This window comes from Sphingobacterium corticibacterium (genome assembly GCF_004208525.1).
Classification (GTDB): Bacteria; Bacteroidota; Bacteroidia; order Sphingobacteriales; family Sphingobacteriaceae; genus Sphingobacterium; species Sphingobacterium corticibacterium.
In genome coordinates, this window is record NZ_SGIT01000001.1 from 1,731,451 (window position 1) to 1,746,237 (window position 14,787).

Genomic DNA, 14,787 nt, shown 5'->3' on the forward strand with positions numbered 1-14,787 from the left:
CCAGATGAACAATTTAAAGTTAATACACTTTTTGGGGCTCTGAAAATGGAGAATCACTTTTATGTTTTTTATGACAGCCAAAAGAGAAACTGTTATGAAGACGGAACTATCCTTCAAAAAGATTGTTATAAAACTATTGGTATAGCAAAATAAAATATAACAGTCATATGAAACAGAAGAACATACGGCAAGTAAAACAGATAATAGCACTTTTGCCCATTACTATGCTTATCATCTCCTGCGGTGGATCCGGCAACGGCGCCTCAGACAGCAAAGACACATTAACAAAAAATAGTGATACGAGTTCTATTACGGCAGAATATGGTGCTGAAATCGACTTAAAAGCACCCTTTGATACTCCCTCGCAGAACAAGTTTGCAAAAGTAATTGGCTGGAAAGATAACCGTATGCCAATGGCACCGTCAGGATATAAGGTTGTTGCTTTTGCCGGTGACCTTAATAGTCCACGAAACATCTACGTGGCGGAGAATGGTGATATTTTTGTTGCGCAGTCACGCACAGAGAAAGAAAAAGAAGATCCCGAAAAGGAAAACTCACGCAATCTTTTCCGCGATAAAAGTCCCAATGAAATACTGCGCTTTCGAGACGACGATAACGACGGTGTAGCCGAAAAAAAAGATATTGTTTTAAGTGGTCTGTCGCAGCCTTATGGCATGCTGATCATTGGCAATTATTTTTATGTAGCAAACACCGATGCGTTAACACGCTTCCCCTATGATCCTTCTCGTGGGCACGTTACAAACAAGCCCGAAAAGATTCTCTCCCTACCGGCCGGAGGCTACAATAATCACTGGACTCGTAACTTAAGTACAAATGACGATCAATCAAAGATATATATATCCGTCGGTTCGGGCAGCAACGTTGGAGAGAATGGGATGGACAAAGAGGTCGGCAGAGCAATGATTTTAGAGATCAATCCTGATGGTTCGGATAAGAAAATATATGCTGCAGGTCTCCGAAACCCTGTAGGTATGGACTGGGAACCGACCACGCGTCAATTGTGGACTGCTGTCAATGAACGGGATGAACTTGGTGATGAGATTGTTCCCGATTATATTACCGCCGTAAAATCGGGCGGTTGGTATGGATGGCCCTATACCTACTGGGGGAAGCATGTCGACCCGCGATGGAGTACAGAACATCCTGAAAGCCTAGGTGTGGCTCCAGATTCATTAACTGCAAAATCGCTTACACCCAACTATGCACTTGGTTCGCATACTGCTTCACTAGGTTTAGCATTTAGTAGAACGTCTGCTTTCGAAGCGGGAGCATATATAGGCCAACATGGGTCTTGGAACCGGTCGCATCTCGTCGGGTATAAAGTAGTTTTCGTACCGTTCGAGCATGGAAAACCTATCGGTAAACCGCAGGATTTCCTAACTGGCTTTGTTGCTGACGAAAAAAAGTCGGAGGTCTATGGACGCCCTGTAGCTGTTGTCTTTACTTCGCATTATATGCTTGTTACGGATGACGCCGCCAATGTTATTTGGGCTGTAATACCGGAAAACAAATAAGAATGTAATGTATTTTCGTTAATTTTGTAAAAAAATCAGTACCTGGGACTGAGGCGTAAATAATCTTGGGTGTAACTTGATGATTATCTTCGATGAGCTCGCAAGTTTGGTTATTTGCCCAGGCTCTTATCAGCGACAAGAAAGAAAAAATAAATGAAATATTTATTATCGGCACTTTGCTTTATTGGTTTTATGTCTTGTAACAATGGGCAAAGCGAGCAAGCATTGGAACAACTGGATAAAAAATCAGCCCGAGAAGTCACGTTAAAAACGGTGACTAAAGGAGATTCTGTATTACATATCACCACGCAGCATATCTGGTACAATGGCGAGCAAATTACCTCGAAGAGCGATACCATTTTGACCGCTATAGCACCAGGTACTTGGAATACCACGGATTCATCTGCCACCTTGAGCAAGGTACCTATCTATGTAACTGTACAATAATGAGAAAAACAGCATCAAAAAGTATAAAATTAGTCTTAATCACTTCTGTATTAGCTTCTTGTGCGCAACCCAAAGACTCGCGAACTGCTGAGAGCAAGCAGCGGATATTTATGCGTGCAGACACGACAGCGGCTTATACAGAAGTCACGGATAACTATTCACAAGAACGTTCGGGAAGTGGCATGGGTTCTGCCCTACTCTGGTTTATGGCTTTTAGACACTTAGGAGGTGGTTTCGGCTACGCTAATAACAGTTTGCATCCGCAATCGGTGGCTGGTACTAATGCTGCGAAGGCAGCTGCATATCAAGCGCAGCGCGGCGGTTTTGGTCGCAGTGCTGCTTCTACTACGCGATCTTCTTACGGTTCCTGATGCAGATCAAAAAACTACGTATCGATCCACAATGGCAGTCTCGTTTGGAATCTATCGGATATGGCTACCATACACTTGATGAGATACCATACTGGATCGACGATTATTATTATGAAATCCGTAATCGAGATGCCGATCTGATCTATAAAGCAACCAACGAGCTATGGCAGATGTGTCTAGATGCCGTAGAATACATTATCAGGAACAAGCAGTATCAGCATTTTCATATACCGCCTTTTATGATTCCCCATATGGAACGGACTTGGGAGAATGACGATCCTGCGATATATGGGCGCTTTGATTTTGCCTACGATGCCGAACGTGGCACATTAAAGATGCTGGAATTCAATGCCGATACACCGACTTCGCTCTTTGAGACGGGTATCGTACAATGGTATTGGAAGAACCACTATTTTCCCGAACTTACGGATCAATTCAATAGTATCCACGAGCAATTGATTCGGAGCTGGACAGAACTAAAACCCTACCTTAAAGGAAATATTTTACATTTTTCTTGTGCCAAAGAAACCTTGGAGGATTTGACGAATGTGGAATATCTCCGCGATACCGCTCTTCAAGCAGGTATCGAGACTAAACTTATCTATATCGATGATATCGGTTGGACTGGTAATAGTTTTGTAGATTTAGAAGGAGAACCCATCCTATCTATTTTCAAATTATATCCTTGGGAATGGATAACACAGGAAGAGTTTGGTGTGCATATTGTCAACGACCCCAACGAGGCACAATGGATAGAGCCATCTTGGAAGATGCTATTATCCAACAAAGCGATACTTCCTATACTCTGGGAATTATTTCCTAATCATCCTTATCTTCTAGCTGCTTATTTTAAGGAACCAGCTCACTTAAAACATTTTGTCAAAAAACCTATCCTGTCGCGCGAAGGTGCCAATATCGAGATGTATTACGACAAGCAGATGATCTACCATACCGACGGCGAATATGGAGAAGAAGGATACATCTACCAGGAGTTGGCTAACTTACACCGTGAAGATACTGGTTTTTCGATTATCGGCAGCTGGATTATAGGACAGGAGGCTTGTGGTATCTCCTTTAGAGAGTCTGATATGCCAATTACCACGGATAAAAGCCGCTTTATACCGCATATAATTAGACATTAGACAACCCATATAATTAGTTTATCACAATTTCCCAATCATCTGGTTTATGGAGAATATTAAAACCTACATTACCATATTTCGAACGGTTAATTATGAGCGTACATTTTTGATTTCCCAATTTTAAATCTGTGAGATAAATCTCATTAAGATAGTCTGGAAGTATAATTCGATCAAAAGTTATCGTTTTATTTATGGCATTTATATCGATCCGCAAACACGACTGTAGCAGCATAAATACAGCTCCCACCGCCCAAGCCTGTGGTGAGCAGGCAACGGGATAAGCTGTAGGCCCTATACCTTGTCTTTTATCAAAACCGCAATATAATTCCGGCACTCTTTGCAACTCTATAAATAACGAGGCATCAAATATCGATTCCATAATTCTTAAAACATGTTTTTGCAAGCCATACTTAGATAGTCCGTAAGCTATTAATGCATTGTCGTGGGGCCAAATCGAGCCGTTATGATAGGACATCGGATTATATCTTCCTGCTAATGATGATAGGGTTCTGACTCCCCACCCACTAAACATATCCGAATGGAGCAGCGTGTCTGCAAGTATAATGGCCTTATCTTTGTCAGCAATCCCTGTAAATAAACAGTGTCCAGCATTAGAAGATTTTACTCTGCAAGGTCTTTTTTGGCCATCGAGCGCCAAAACGAACGTGGATAGTTCCTCATCCCAAAAATGCGCATTAAAATTCTTCTTTAACACCGCAGCTTCATTGAACAGTTTCGATGACAAATGTTGCTCACCAAGTTCTAAGGCTAATTTCGCAGCATGCTTTTTTGCGCCGTATACATAGCTTTGGACCTCACATAATGCAATGGGCGGCTCCGCAAGTTGATTGTTTTCATGCATGATGGAATCAAAGGAATCTTTCCAGCCTTGATTCGTCAATCCATTTTTAGACTTATGTATATATTCTACAAAACCATCACCATCGATATCCCCATAGTTATCGATCCAATCGATCGCGGCAATAATATTTAACCAGATTTGTTTAATCAAGTTCAAATCAGCTGTACGATCGTAATACATTCCCGCCAACATGATGAATAGTGGCGTGGCATCGATTGTCCCGTAATATTGTTTAAAAGGAATTTCACCCGTATTCGCCATCTCTCCATTGCGTGCTTCGTGAAGTATTTTTCCGGGTTCGGCATCCTTTTCCGGAATTAGATCATTAGCCTGGTTTGCTGCTAAAAATAATAATACTCCTTTCGTAATTTCCGGATTGATCCATAAGGTTTCCATCGCCGCAATGATACCATCCCTGCCAAAGGGCGTATTATACCAAGGAACACCTGCATACGGATATTTTCCATGATCGGTCTGGGACAGGAGCGATATAAAATCCTTTTCCGACCGATATAGCCAGTGATTAAATTGAGCATTAGATGTTTTAATATCAGCAAACAGGGTTTTACTTTGATTCAATTCAAACTTGTTTAGTTCACTAGCCTCGGCATAAGAAATAGTTTCTTTTTTTTCTTTCCCCGTCAAAAAATGAATACAATACTGAATTGTTATTACTTTTTTCGGCGTTAAATTAATAAAAAAGACAGCCTGGTTTCTCTCCAATGTATATTCGACATCAGATTGGAAATAGACTTCAAAAGAACGTTCGACACCATCTAATCCCAAGTAAGTAGTTTCAAAATATTCATGGTGATAAACAGGATATACATTATTTGTCTCTACCTTTCTCTTCATTCCACGAATTTCAAAAATATCTCTAAAATCACCATCAAAATCTAGACTCAGATCAAACGAACAGCTTTTGGGTTCATATTGCAGCACCTTAATTTCCTCATAAAAAGCACCTTCCCTTACAAATTGATGTCTTTCAATATGGACTGAATTTTCCGGTATGTTACATTTTTTTAGTATCGGGTTTGTGAGGTCTGCTGAATAGATCGCGTTTCCCTCTTTAATGGAACCACTCAATAAAAGTGGTTTTTCTCCATTAACATGCAATATTAATGTATTAATAAAGCGAGTACCTTGATGGTATATTCCCTGAACCATTTTTCCATGAGGATGAATGTTTCCCGATCGGTCAAAAACTGCAAACGTATTCGAATAGTTTAAAACCATATTGACCTCATCTGAATTAACGGCATCAGATGAGATGTGATATTCTTCTTCTTGTGCAATTTCTTCTTTCATGCTGGTTTATTTAATATCGGTATACTACTTCGAGGGACGTTTTTGAACGTGTCATCAATTAGGGAATGATACACGTTAACATAGTTTTCAGCCATGTGGGCAGCCGTGAAACGTCTTTCAAAAACACGACGTATCCCTCCTCTTGATAAATATTTCAACCGACTTACGGCATCGATAGCTTCTGCCACCGAATTTACAACAAAACCTGTGACATTATTTTCCATGATTTCTGGTACAGACCCATTTTGAAATGCAATCACCGGTGTACCACATGCCATCGCTTCGATCATAACTAATCCAAAAGGTTCGGGCCAAGCAATAGGAAACAAAAGAGCTTTGGCTTTACCTAAAAACGTTGTCTTCTGTTGTTCATTTATCTCTCCAATATATTCTATTAAAGGGTGATCCAGCAAAAGTTTTATGTTCTTCTCATAATAGGCAAAGTCAGCCTTATCGATTTTTGCAGCAATTTTTAGCTTTGTATTCGTAGCTAATGCAATTTCGATAGCTCTTTCAACGCCTTTTTCCGGAGAAATTCGGCCTAGAAAGGCTAAATATTCACCCTCTCCGTCTCCTTGATGATGAAGATTTTCAGGAAGTCCGTGATAAACCGTTTTAATGAAGTTTCCTTGAGGAATCGGCAAACGTTGGTTCTGGGAAATTGATATTAAGTTTTGGTAAGGAAAGACATTATAAACATCCTGTAGTTCCGGAATATCCAATCGCCCATGAAGTGTTGTAACTGATGGAATTTTCAACGTATTACTAAACGGGAAATGGAGGTAATCGGTATGAAAATGTAAGATATCAAATTCATGGACACACGTATTCAACTTTTGCAGTTGAATAATATGATACGCTAATGGATCATTACAGTTTCGTTTTAACCGCAATCCTTCATCAACACAGGCGATCAGTTTGGCCGTTGTAATAGAATCGCCGGAAGCAAACAACGAAACATCGTGCCCCTGTTTAACTAATTCTTCCGTTAAATAATGTACAATCCTCTCGGTTCCTCCATATAATTTTGGAGGCAGTGACTCGTACAATGGTGCAATTTGCGCTATCCGTAGAGATCTTTGTTTTACCGTATCACTTCTATATCTATCCATCGCTATGGTCATCCTTATAAATAAATAACCTAGCAAAACGTAAATAGTTCAATGAAATTATGACATCGTGCGAAGCAATTAAACTTTTATAGATTCAAATCGCCTTGTTCGCCAGTTTCGATATTTTTTCCGGTAATAGCCCGTGCCGCCACCTTAAAAAAGGTGATCAATTTACTTGATTTCGTGTCCCAATAGTGAGCCTCATCCGGAACAACTTTTAGCACACGTATACGAGGATCCTCTTTTCCACGGTCGAACCAACCTTCTACCATCTTATTCCAATATTTTTCTATCCGAGCGCTATCTCGGCTAATTTCGGCCGTACCATTGATACTAAGAAAACTGTAATTGCGAACATCCGAATACAACAAACTAACATTAGTTGTCTCCTGTAAATGTTGATGTGTCTCACTTTCTGAAGAAAATAGAAACCATATATTCCCCTCCTCGTCGACTTCCTGCCGGCTCATCGGAATAGCATGAACATAATCGCTATCTTTTGGATATGTTCCTAACATACCGATATCGATCTGGTCAACAATTTTCTTTAACTTCTCTATCGCTTCTTGATTATAAAGATTTTCTGTACTCATATTGTGTTGTTTATATATAATATAACAACGAAGAGCCTCTTTTGTTAAGGTTTTTTTCACTTTATATTATCCGAGACCCATACGCCGGAACTAAAGCAAGCTTGCAATAAATAACCTCCGGTAGGTGCCTCCCAATCAAGCATTTCACCAATACAAAAAACATGAGGATACTTTAGTAGTTCCAAAGAATTAGATAGTTCGGCAAAAGAAACTCCACCTGCTGTAGAAATGACCTCATCAATAGGTCTAAAGGAAGTAATTTGTATCGGAAAGTCTTTAATTGCTAATGCTAATTTGCTAGGATTCGTATACGTTTCCTTATCCAAAAATTTCAGTAATTGTATGGCCGTTTGCGAAAGTTTTAATTTCTCTCTAAGAATAGAAGTTATATTTCCTTCGTTTTCCAATTCCCTTTCGACAGACGCCACCGTGTACGTAGGTTTTAAATCTAAAAACAGCTGGTTTGGAAAAGGCTGCTGACGGAGGAAACGGTTTAGATAATAGACCGGCGCACCTTCTATACCGTAGGATGTAAATACTATTTCTCCCCATTTTTTATGTTCTGCAAATTTTAACTGAATGTTCTTTAATACATGGCCGGCAAGCGTAGAAAATTCTTCTTTTGTATTCACACCCGAATTAGCCGATTCAAGTGTATTCACCTGAACACCTTTTGCCTTAAGCAGATCTACCCATTTTGCATCTGATCCTGTTATGGACCAGGATCCTCCTCCTAAACCTAAAATTAGCTTATGATAAGGGATTCGTATGCGTTCTTCGTGATAGACGAAGGTCACTTCTCCTTTATCAAAATCCACCATGCGATAGCCGTAGTGAATTTTTACACCGGCATCGGCTAATTTCGTGAGTATTGCTCGTAATACCTGTATGGGTTTTATTCCTTTGGCTGGAAATATCTTACCCGAGCTACCGATAAATGTCGGAACTCCCAGTTTACCGAGCCAATCAATGGTCGCTTTGTTATTGAAATGTTTCACGATACGTTGTATCTCGACCTTATCATAATTTTCGATAAACGTATCGATGTCTTCATTATGCGTCAGGTTAAACCCACCGTGGCCAGCCACTAAAAATTTACGTGCAGCAGCTTTATTCTGTTCGTAGATGTACACGTTGAAACCCTTTATCGCCAGCTGTTGCGCAGCTATTAATCCCGCAGGCCCCGCTCCAACGATAACGATAGGTGGTTTTGACATGCCACAAAAATAAGCAATTCTCTATAATCCTTCAGCCGGCAACCACTACTCCCTTTCCTGCAGTTTCCGTTTGCTGCTTTCGCTCAAGCCGACCGTTTGTTGTAAACCTTCTTGGAGACTCTTCCAAATAGTTTTAAAGTGAGAATATTCGGGTACGCGCTTATAATCTACTTCCCCAATGTGGTACACTTCATTTGCATCTGGATTACTATCATTGAGCAAAAGCTGGTTGATTAAAAACGTGAGAATACCGCGCTTTCCTCTTTTATTTGTTTCCTCATCGGGAGGGTATAAAAGATTCACTTTAAGTTGATCGTAATCAAAATAGAGCTTACCCCAATTCCGGTAATCATTGCCCTGCATGTCAAAGCGTATACGACGCACATTTCCTGAAGCAAACTCTAGGTTCAGTAACGGTGTAAGTATTCGGTTGAATGCTGATATTTGCATAGGTGTCAACGTGCCGCTATAGGAATGGCTACCGTTTTCTTGCACCATATCGAAGCCAAAGAGCGCGTGTAGTTTCCCAGAACCCATTAGGTTTGCCTGCAAATCAGCTCGCATAAATTTATCACTTTTAAGTTGAATGGTGTCATTGGTCACATTGGTGAGATTGCCATGTGCCTGCTCAAAAGTAATAACGCCTTCGCGAAGATATTTTCCGCTCATCTCATGATAGGAAATATCGACGTCCTTGACAAAAACGGTATCAAAACAGAAGAGTTGTTTAACAGCCATTATTTTTTGGTGCGGAGCCTCACCGATCTTATTTACATTATCTTTCTGAAAACGCTTATCTTTATGAAAAGAAGTCTTACCTCCATCTATATAGGCATATCCAGAAGAAATCCGCTGCCGATCAAACAGCTCTCGAAGACGCATCTTCTCCAACCTTAATGTATCAAAGTTCAGATAAATCAACGCCTTATTTTCCTTATCGCTGCGGAAGTAATCTATTTTGCGTATTCTAGGCGAAAGGGCAACGTCCGTCAACAACAACAAATCCTCCCGGCTATCTACCTTCAGCCGATCAAAACCTACCTTATAAGGACTGTTTGGAATCTCGTATTGAAACTTAGGAACATCTACTTGTAGCGCTTTAAAATAATAGATACGTGTAGAATCATGCGCGGCGTTTTCATCTACCAGAATATCATAAAATTGGAAATGTGTACTATCCATTTTTATCTCATTTGTGTTACCGCTTTCCGTTTTTGAATATTTGATGTTGAAATGATCTAGACTAATCTCCCCTATTTGCACTGACTTGACCCTATCTTTAATTCGATCATACAGCGAGCTTGCATTATCATTTTTGACCGTATCGTTATAAGCATGAAATTCATTCAGCACATGCAAATCAACGCCGTCTAGTATAATACGTTTGATAGATAATTTTTTACGTACCAACGCTGACCAAACACTTACGCCTGTCACTTCTAAAGATTTTAATTTGATATTAAAGCGGGTATCAGGCGCGGTCTTCCCAGCAACCTGCTTACGGTAAATTGCGGAATCAGAAATCAGTTCAGCATTTTTGACACGGACAGTTCCTGTAAGGATACGCAGGTCCATATCCTCATACTCCAACGTGTAGAGGCCGTTGCTCTTTTGCTGAACCACTTCTTCCAATTTCGCTTTGATTTTAGGCTTCCAATTACGCACATAATAGGCGCTTAATGTCAATACGATGAGCAAGACTAATAACAGGATGCCTCCTATCCATTTCCATTTGCGAGGTATCGAACGTACGTTTTTCATTATCCGGTCTTTCCTCATTTTGGATTACGTGTTTCTTTTTTCTGTTGGCTCCTGATCACGAGGAAAATTCCCAGCGCAATAAATAGAACTGCAAATATTATCGGTAATACCATAATCTTATCTATTTTTAAATGAACATATTGGGATAGTAAAATGTTTTATTGTTAACTTTAAAGACGATGAAACATTAAAATTGAGCCTATGAATACGAGAAGAGACTTCCTTCAAAAGATTACTTATTCGGTCATGGCACTGCCCTTCTTGCCTTCAACCTGGCAATTTGATTTGGCCTCTTCCGACAACAAGCCCTATGACGGTCCTGTCTTGCGTGTTGCTATTATGGGACTTGGTGGATATGGAACACGTGTTGCGGAGGCTATGCAGTCTTGTAAAAAGGCTAAATTAGCCGGTGTGATCAGTGGCACACCAGCAAAAATCAAAGATTGGCAGTCCAAATACCAAATTCCGAAAAAAAACTGTTACAACTATGAGAATTTTGACACATTAAAGGACAATCCTGATATTGATGCCGTATACGTGATCACACCAAATGCACTTCATCACGATCAGGTCATTCGGGCTGCAAAAGCCGGCAAGCATGTCATTTGTGAAAAGCCAATGGGACTGAATGCTAAAGAGGGGGAAGAAATGGTTCGTGCATGCGAAGAAGCTAACGTTAAGTTATTAGTGGGATATCGTATGCATTTTGAGCCAAACACGTTGGAAGTCGTCCGCATGCGCCAGCATGGTGATTTTGGGAAGATTCTCTTTTTTCAAGGGCAATGTGGTTTCCGGATAGGAGATCCTAATCAATGGAGGTTGGATAAGACCCTAGCCGGTGGCGGTGCGCTGATGGATATCGGTATTTATGCGATCAATGGTGCCCGCTATATGGTCGGCGAAGAACCCATATGGGTGACTGCACAAGAGACAAAGACCGATGCCGTTAAATTTAAGGAGGGTGTAGATGAGACCATTTTATTTCAGCTTGGTTTTCCGAGTGGCGCCGTAGCCTCCTGCCTATCCACCTACAACATGAATCACCTCGACCGCTTTTTTTTAAATGGTGAAAAAGGTTTTGCCGAGATGCAACCCTCAACAGGCTACGGACCTATAGTAGGTCGGACACATAAAGGTAAACTTACACAACCGCACATTACCCATCAAACCTTACAAATGGAAGAAATGGCCTCTATTATCCTGGAGGGAAAAGAGGCTATTATACCTGTTGATGGGAAAGAAGGCTTAAAAGATTTAAAAATAATAGACGCTATTTATCAATCCTGTAAAACAGGTGATAAACTTACTCTAAATCTCTAAGGAGATAACTGTCGCATTTCGATAATACACAAAAAAACAAATTAATGCACACTATGAATAACAAGAACATATCCTCAAACGACTCCTATCTTCCCGTGGCATGGGAATACCGGGAGGTTGCGGAGGAGGAAATTGAAAAAGCGCGTCGAGGCAAAATATTCTTTTTCAATCAAGATAACCAAGTCGATGAGGTACTGGGTAGCGTTATAGAGCTGGAAGAAAAGAAAGCCGAAGGTGTTTTTCTAGTAGTAGATACTGGAATTAAAATAAGGTTGGATCGGGTTATTACATTGTTTGGCAAAGTAGGTGCAGCTTACGATGAATATGATGCATATGGAAACTCCTGCATGGATTGTACCGGCGGCTAAACAAAAACAAACGCTCATCCACCCCGCGATTTCCGCGGGGCTTCTGAGCGATCACTCGATTACTAAACAACAAAATGAAACAAACTTATATCCGCTAGAAAAAGCGGATCGAGATATCGTTGACCAATTTCTTTATTTACAACATAGGGTAGCCCACTTGGCAACAAGCAAGCATATAAACATACAAACAAATTATCATTTTCCCAAAAAAAACGTATTTTTTTTAACACAAAACTTAAAAAAAAGACATATCGTTAATGAATAACAAATTAAACGGATCAATCGAGGTCTCTATAATAAGGAGGGTGATATAATATAATAAAATTTGTTTCATCCGAATTATTACGCTAATTTTAGCAAAAATGAATAATTAAGATATTGAAATTTATTGAATTTGGTTTCTCTCCCACCTTAGAGGAAGGACTTGATAGTATGGGGTTTGAAGAGGCTACCCCTATCCAAGAAAAAACAATTCCGGTTATTTTGAACGGAAAAGACATTATCGCTTGTGCACAAACAGGCACAGGAAAAACAGCTTCTTATCTCCTGCCGATATTGAACAAAATTGCCGAGAATCCTCAAGAAAGGATCAATAGCCTTATCCTGGTTCCTACCCGAGAACTTGCGGTACAAATCGACCAGCAAATTATGGGATTTGGGTATTTTACGGGGGCTACTTCTATATGCGTGTACGGTGGTGGAGACGGGGCAGGTTACGAACAACAAAGAAGAGCAATTCAAGAGGGCGTAAACATTATTGTTGCAACTCCCGGTCGACTTATCGCTCACATGGGATCCGGAAAAGTAGATTATAGCCATTTAGAGCATCTCGTGCTGGATGAAGCAGACCGCATGCTGGACATGGGATTTCATGACGATATTATGCGTATTATCAGCGCATTACCTAAAAAGAGGCAAAGCTTATTGTTTTCTGCTACAATGCCTCCTAAAATCCGAACGTTAGCGAAGAAAATACTCTATCAACCCCTAGAAATCAATGTAGCTATTTCCAAACCCTCTGAGGGCATTGACCAACAGGCCTATTTGGTCTACGATGAACATAAAATGGAGCTCATCAAACATATATTGGATAATCCAGTCTATGAAAGCACTATTATTTTTGCTTCAAAAAAAGATATCGTCAAAAGGCTTACGAAAGAATTGATCAAAAAAGGGATTGTTGCAGAAGGTTTTCATTCGGATTTAGAGCAGGTGCAACGGGAAGATATCATGCAACGCTTTAAGGCAAGGAGAATAAGGGTACTGGTAGGAACTGATGTTATTTCCCGTGGTATTGATATTGTTGGAATTAGCTTAGTTGTCAATTATGATGTACCTCCAGATCCGGAAGATTACGTACATCGAATTGGACGGACGGCGAGAGCCGCAACTACGGGTACTGCGATCACATTCATCAACGAAAAGGATCAGAACCGATTTTCCCGTATCGAGCGACTAATCGAAAGAGAGATACCCAAAACACCTTTGCCAGCTGGTTTTACAGAAGGGCCATTATATGCGCCCCGTACGGGTACAAAAAAGAAAAATACGAATCGAAAAAAACCTTTTCGAAATTTTAAACGTGCGAAAGGTAAAGAGAAAGAATAAATAAGGAGGAGCAACAGTACTCCTCCTTATTTATTATCTTCTGCGCTTAAAAAGCAAATAATCCATACTAAATTTACCTGGCCCTAATGCTAGGATGGAAAGGTATGCGAGAAAAAAAGCTGTACCTAGTTCATATTTTCCAAATAATTCCCAATTATGTACAGAGAAGATAACCAACATCGTTATTAATAACGGAATAGTAGCCAATCGGGTAAACAGTCCGAGAATTAATAATATCGAACAAAAAAACTCTGCAAATATGGCTAAACTCAACGATACGGTGCTACCTACCCCCAATAAGTCAAAGAATCCATCTTTACGTTCGTTAAACTCGACCAACTTTACATAACCATGATGCGGAATCATTAAAATACCAAAACCTATCCGCAAGATTAAAGCGGCTAAATTGCTGGATGTTGTTCCTTTCTGGACGGTTAGAAAAAATTTTTTCATATAAAATACGGTTGTGTATATAAACAAATATAAAAAAATAGAGACGCAAATCTCAAGGGTTCATCCAAGATAAATTTGCGTCTCTATGAAAAATAATCTCGCCGATTAACGTAAATGAGCACGCAGCATCCATGCTGTCTTTTCGTGTGCTTCCATGATTCCGACTAAGAAATCTTCTGTTCCGGCATCATTATGCTTTTCAGCAACTGTATCTAGCTGCTCGCGAATAGATACGATGATGGCTTCATAATCTGACAACAGCTCTTTGATAAAACCTTTGCTATCATTTTTTTGATAATGCATCTCTGTCAATTGTGTCAATTTTAAGAATTCTTTCATGGTGCCCACTGCGTAATGGCCAATCGAACGAACACGTTCTGCAATTTCATCAATGGTTTCTGCCAATTCACCATACAAACCTTCAAAAAACAGATGTTGTGCATGAAAATCAGGCCCTTCCACATTCCAATGTGCATTACGAACTTTCACATACAACACATGTTCATCGGCCAATAACTTATTCAGAATAACAGCAATAGCATGTGTATCTTTTTCTTTAATACCTATGCTGGATGAGCTCGCTAAAGCTTTTTCAAGTGCTGTTGTGTCTGTTTCTTCCATATTCGTTTTCATATTATAAAAATTTAAAGTAAAAATTATGTGTTATTGAGTTTAACACAATTTACG

General features: G+C 39.9%; 14 protein-coding genes. 7 read left to right on the forward strand and 7 right to left on the reverse strand.

Going from position 1 to position 14,787, the window contains the following annotated elements:
• The first annotated feature begins 167 nt into the window (after nucleotides 1–167).
• From EWE74_RS07440 to EWE74_RS07455, 4 genes are all read left to right on the forward strand, one after another.
• Nucleotides 168–1,535, forward strand: coding sequence for a PQQ-dependent sugar dehydrogenase (locus tag EWE74_RS07440; protein WP_130140842.1), 1,368 nt, complete (start codon nucleotides 168–170; stop codon nucleotides 1,533–1,535).
• 153 nt (nucleotides 1,536–1,688) lie between these two features.
• Nucleotides 1,689–1,982 carry a hypothetical protein gene (locus tag EWE74_RS07445; protein ID WP_130140843.1) on the forward strand — a complete coding sequence of 98 codons (294 nt, stop codon included), beginning with the start codon at nucleotides 1,689–1,691 and terminating at the stop codon, nucleotides 1,980–1,982.
• Nucleotides 1,982–2,353 (forward strand): hypothetical protein, encoded by a 372-nt coding sequence (locus EWE74_RS07450; protein WP_130140844.1) that lies wholly within the window; start codon nucleotides 1,982–1,984, stop codon nucleotides 2,351–2,353. Before EWE74_RS07445 ends, EWE74_RS07450 begins: the two co-directional genes overlap by 1 nt.
• Nucleotides 2,353–3,495: a glutathionylspermidine synthase family protein gene (locus EWE74_RS07455; RefSeq protein WP_130140845.1), complete on the forward strand. Its 1,143-nt coding sequence runs from the start codon at nucleotides 2,353–2,355 to the stop codon at nucleotides 3,493–3,495. The genes EWE74_RS07450 and EWE74_RS07455 overlap by 1 nt, the downstream gene beginning before the upstream one ends.
• Nucleotides 3,496–3,508: 13 nt before the next feature.
• On the opposite strand, the gene EWE74_RS07460 is transcribed toward EWE74_RS07455, so the two are convergent.
• The 5 genes from EWE74_RS07460 to EWE74_RS07480 form a co-directional block, all read right to left on the reverse strand.
• The gene (locus tag EWE74_RS07460; RefSeq protein ID WP_130140846.1) at nucleotides 3,509–5,668 is read right to left on the reverse strand and encodes an amylo-alpha-1,6-glucosidase; all 2,160 of its coding nucleotides are present in this window, start codon (nucleotides 5,666–5,668) and stop codon (nucleotides 3,509–3,511) included.
• Nucleotides 5,665–6,780, reverse strand: coding sequence for a glycosyltransferase family 4 protein (locus tag EWE74_RS07465; RefSeq protein ID WP_130140847.1), 1,116 nt, complete (start codon nucleotides 6,778–6,780; stop codon nucleotides 5,665–5,667). Before EWE74_RS07465 ends, EWE74_RS07460 begins: the two co-directional genes overlap by 4 nt.
• 86 nt (nucleotides 6,781–6,866) lie before the next feature.
• Nucleotides 6,867–7,373, reverse strand: a complete 507-nt coding sequence (locus tag EWE74_RS07470) for a pyridoxamine 5'-phosphate oxidase family protein (RefSeq protein ID WP_130140848.1) — start codon at nucleotides 7,371–7,373, stop codon at nucleotides 6,867–6,869.
• Between the two features lie 56 nt (nucleotides 7,374–7,429).
• Nucleotides 7,430–8,590, reverse strand: coding sequence for a BaiN/RdsA family NAD(P)/FAD-dependent oxidoreductase (locus tag EWE74_RS07475; protein WP_130140849.1), 1,161 nt, complete (start codon nucleotides 8,588–8,590; stop codon nucleotides 7,430–7,432).
• Nucleotides 8,591–8,635: 45 nt separating this feature from the next.
• Nucleotides 8,636–10,351, reverse strand: coding sequence for an AsmA family protein (locus tag EWE74_RS07480; protein WP_130140850.1), 1,716 nt, complete (start codon nucleotides 10,349–10,351; stop codon nucleotides 8,636–8,638).
• 201 nt (nucleotides 10,352–10,552) lie between these two features.
• On the opposite strand from EWE74_RS07480, the gene EWE74_RS07485 reads away from it, so the two are divergent.
• The 3 genes from EWE74_RS07485 to EWE74_RS07495 all read left to right on the forward strand — a co-directional run bounded on the left by EWE74_RS07485 (nucleotide 10,553) and on the right by EWE74_RS07495 (nucleotide 13,647).
• Nucleotides 10,553–11,671, forward strand: a complete 1,119-nt coding sequence (locus EWE74_RS07485; RefSeq protein ID WP_130140851.1) for a Gfo/Idh/MocA family protein — start codon at nucleotides 10,553–10,555, stop codon at nucleotides 11,669–11,671.
• A 53-nt stretch (nucleotides 11,672–11,724) separates the two neighbouring features.
• A complete protein-coding gene (locus EWE74_RS07490) occupies nucleotides 11,725–12,039 on the forward strand; it encodes a hypothetical protein (RefSeq protein WP_130140852.1) in 315 nt (104 codons plus the stop codon).
• Nucleotides 12,040–12,417: 378 nt separating this feature from the next.
• On the forward strand, nucleotides 12,418–13,647 hold the full coding sequence (locus EWE74_RS07495; RefSeq protein WP_130140853.1) for a DEAD/DEAH box helicase: 1,230 nt from the start codon (nucleotides 12,418–12,420) through the stop codon (nucleotides 13,645–13,647).
• 33 nt (nucleotides 13,648–13,680) lie between these two features.
• Here the strand turns inward: EWE74_RS07495 and EWE74_RS07500 are convergent, their stop codons facing one another.
• Both EWE74_RS07500 and EWE74_RS07505 read right to left on the reverse strand, forming a co-directional pair.
• Nucleotides 13,681–14,100 (reverse strand): DoxX family protein, encoded by a 420-nt coding sequence (locus tag EWE74_RS07500; protein WP_130140854.1) that lies wholly within the window; start codon nucleotides 14,098–14,100, stop codon nucleotides 13,681–13,683.
• A gap of 105 nt (nucleotides 14,101–14,205) precedes the next feature.
• Nucleotides 14,206–14,733, reverse strand: a complete 528-nt coding sequence (locus EWE74_RS07505) for a Dps family protein (protein WP_239018578.1) — start codon at nucleotides 14,731–14,733, stop codon at nucleotides 14,206–14,208.
• Nucleotides 14,734–14,787: the final 54 nt, after the last annotated feature.

Excerpts from the sequence above, each read along its gene's own strand:
- EWE74_RS07440 (WP_130140842.1), top strand. The coding sequence starts at position 168 with ATGAAACAGAAGAACATACGGCAAGTAAAACAGATAATAGCACTTTTG.
- EWE74_RS07445 (WP_130140843.1), top strand. The coding sequence starts at position 1,689 with ATGAAATATTTATTATCGGCACTTTGCTTTATTGGTTTTATGTCTTGT.
- EWE74_RS07450 (WP_130140844.1), top strand. The coding sequence starts at position 1,982 with ATGAGAAAAACAGCATCAAAAAGTATAAAATTAGTCTTAATCACTTCT.
- EWE74_RS07455 (WP_130140845.1), top strand. The coding sequence starts at position 2,353 with ATGCAGATCAAAAAACTACGTATCGATCCACAATGGCAGTCTCGTTTG.
- EWE74_RS07460 (WP_130140846.1), bottom strand. The coding sequence starts at position 5,668 with ATGAAAGAAGAAATTGCACAAGAAGAAGAATATCACATCTCATCTGAT.
- EWE74_RS07465 (WP_130140847.1), bottom strand. The coding sequence starts at position 6,780 with ATGGATAGATATAGAAGTGATACGGTAAAACAAAGATCTCTACGGATA.
- EWE74_RS07470 (WP_130140848.1), bottom strand. The coding sequence starts at position 7,373 with ATGAGTACAGAAAATCTTTATAATCAAGAAGCGATAGAGAAGTTAAAG.
- EWE74_RS07475 (WP_130140849.1), bottom strand. The coding sequence starts at position 8,590 with ATGTCAAAACCACCTATCGTTATCGTTGGAGCGGGGCCTGCGGGATTA.
- EWE74_RS07480 (WP_130140850.1), bottom strand. The coding sequence starts at position 10,351 with ATGAAAAACGTACGTTCGATACCTCGCAAATGGAAATGGATAGGAGGC.
- EWE74_RS07485 (WP_130140851.1), top strand. The coding sequence starts at position 10,553 with ATGAATACGAGAAGAGACTTCCTTCAAAAGATTACTTATTCGGTCATG.
- EWE74_RS07490 (WP_130140852.1), top strand. The coding sequence starts at position 11,725 with ATGAATAACAAGAACATATCCTCAAACGACTCCTATCTTCCCGTGGCA.
- EWE74_RS07500 (WP_130140854.1), bottom strand. The coding sequence starts at position 14,100 with ATGAAAAAATTTTTTCTAACCGTCCAGAAAGGAACAACATCCAGCAAT.
- EWE74_RS07505 (WP_239018578.1), bottom strand. The coding sequence starts at position 14,733 with ATGAAAACGAATATGGAAGAAACAGACACAACAGCACTTGAAAAAGCT.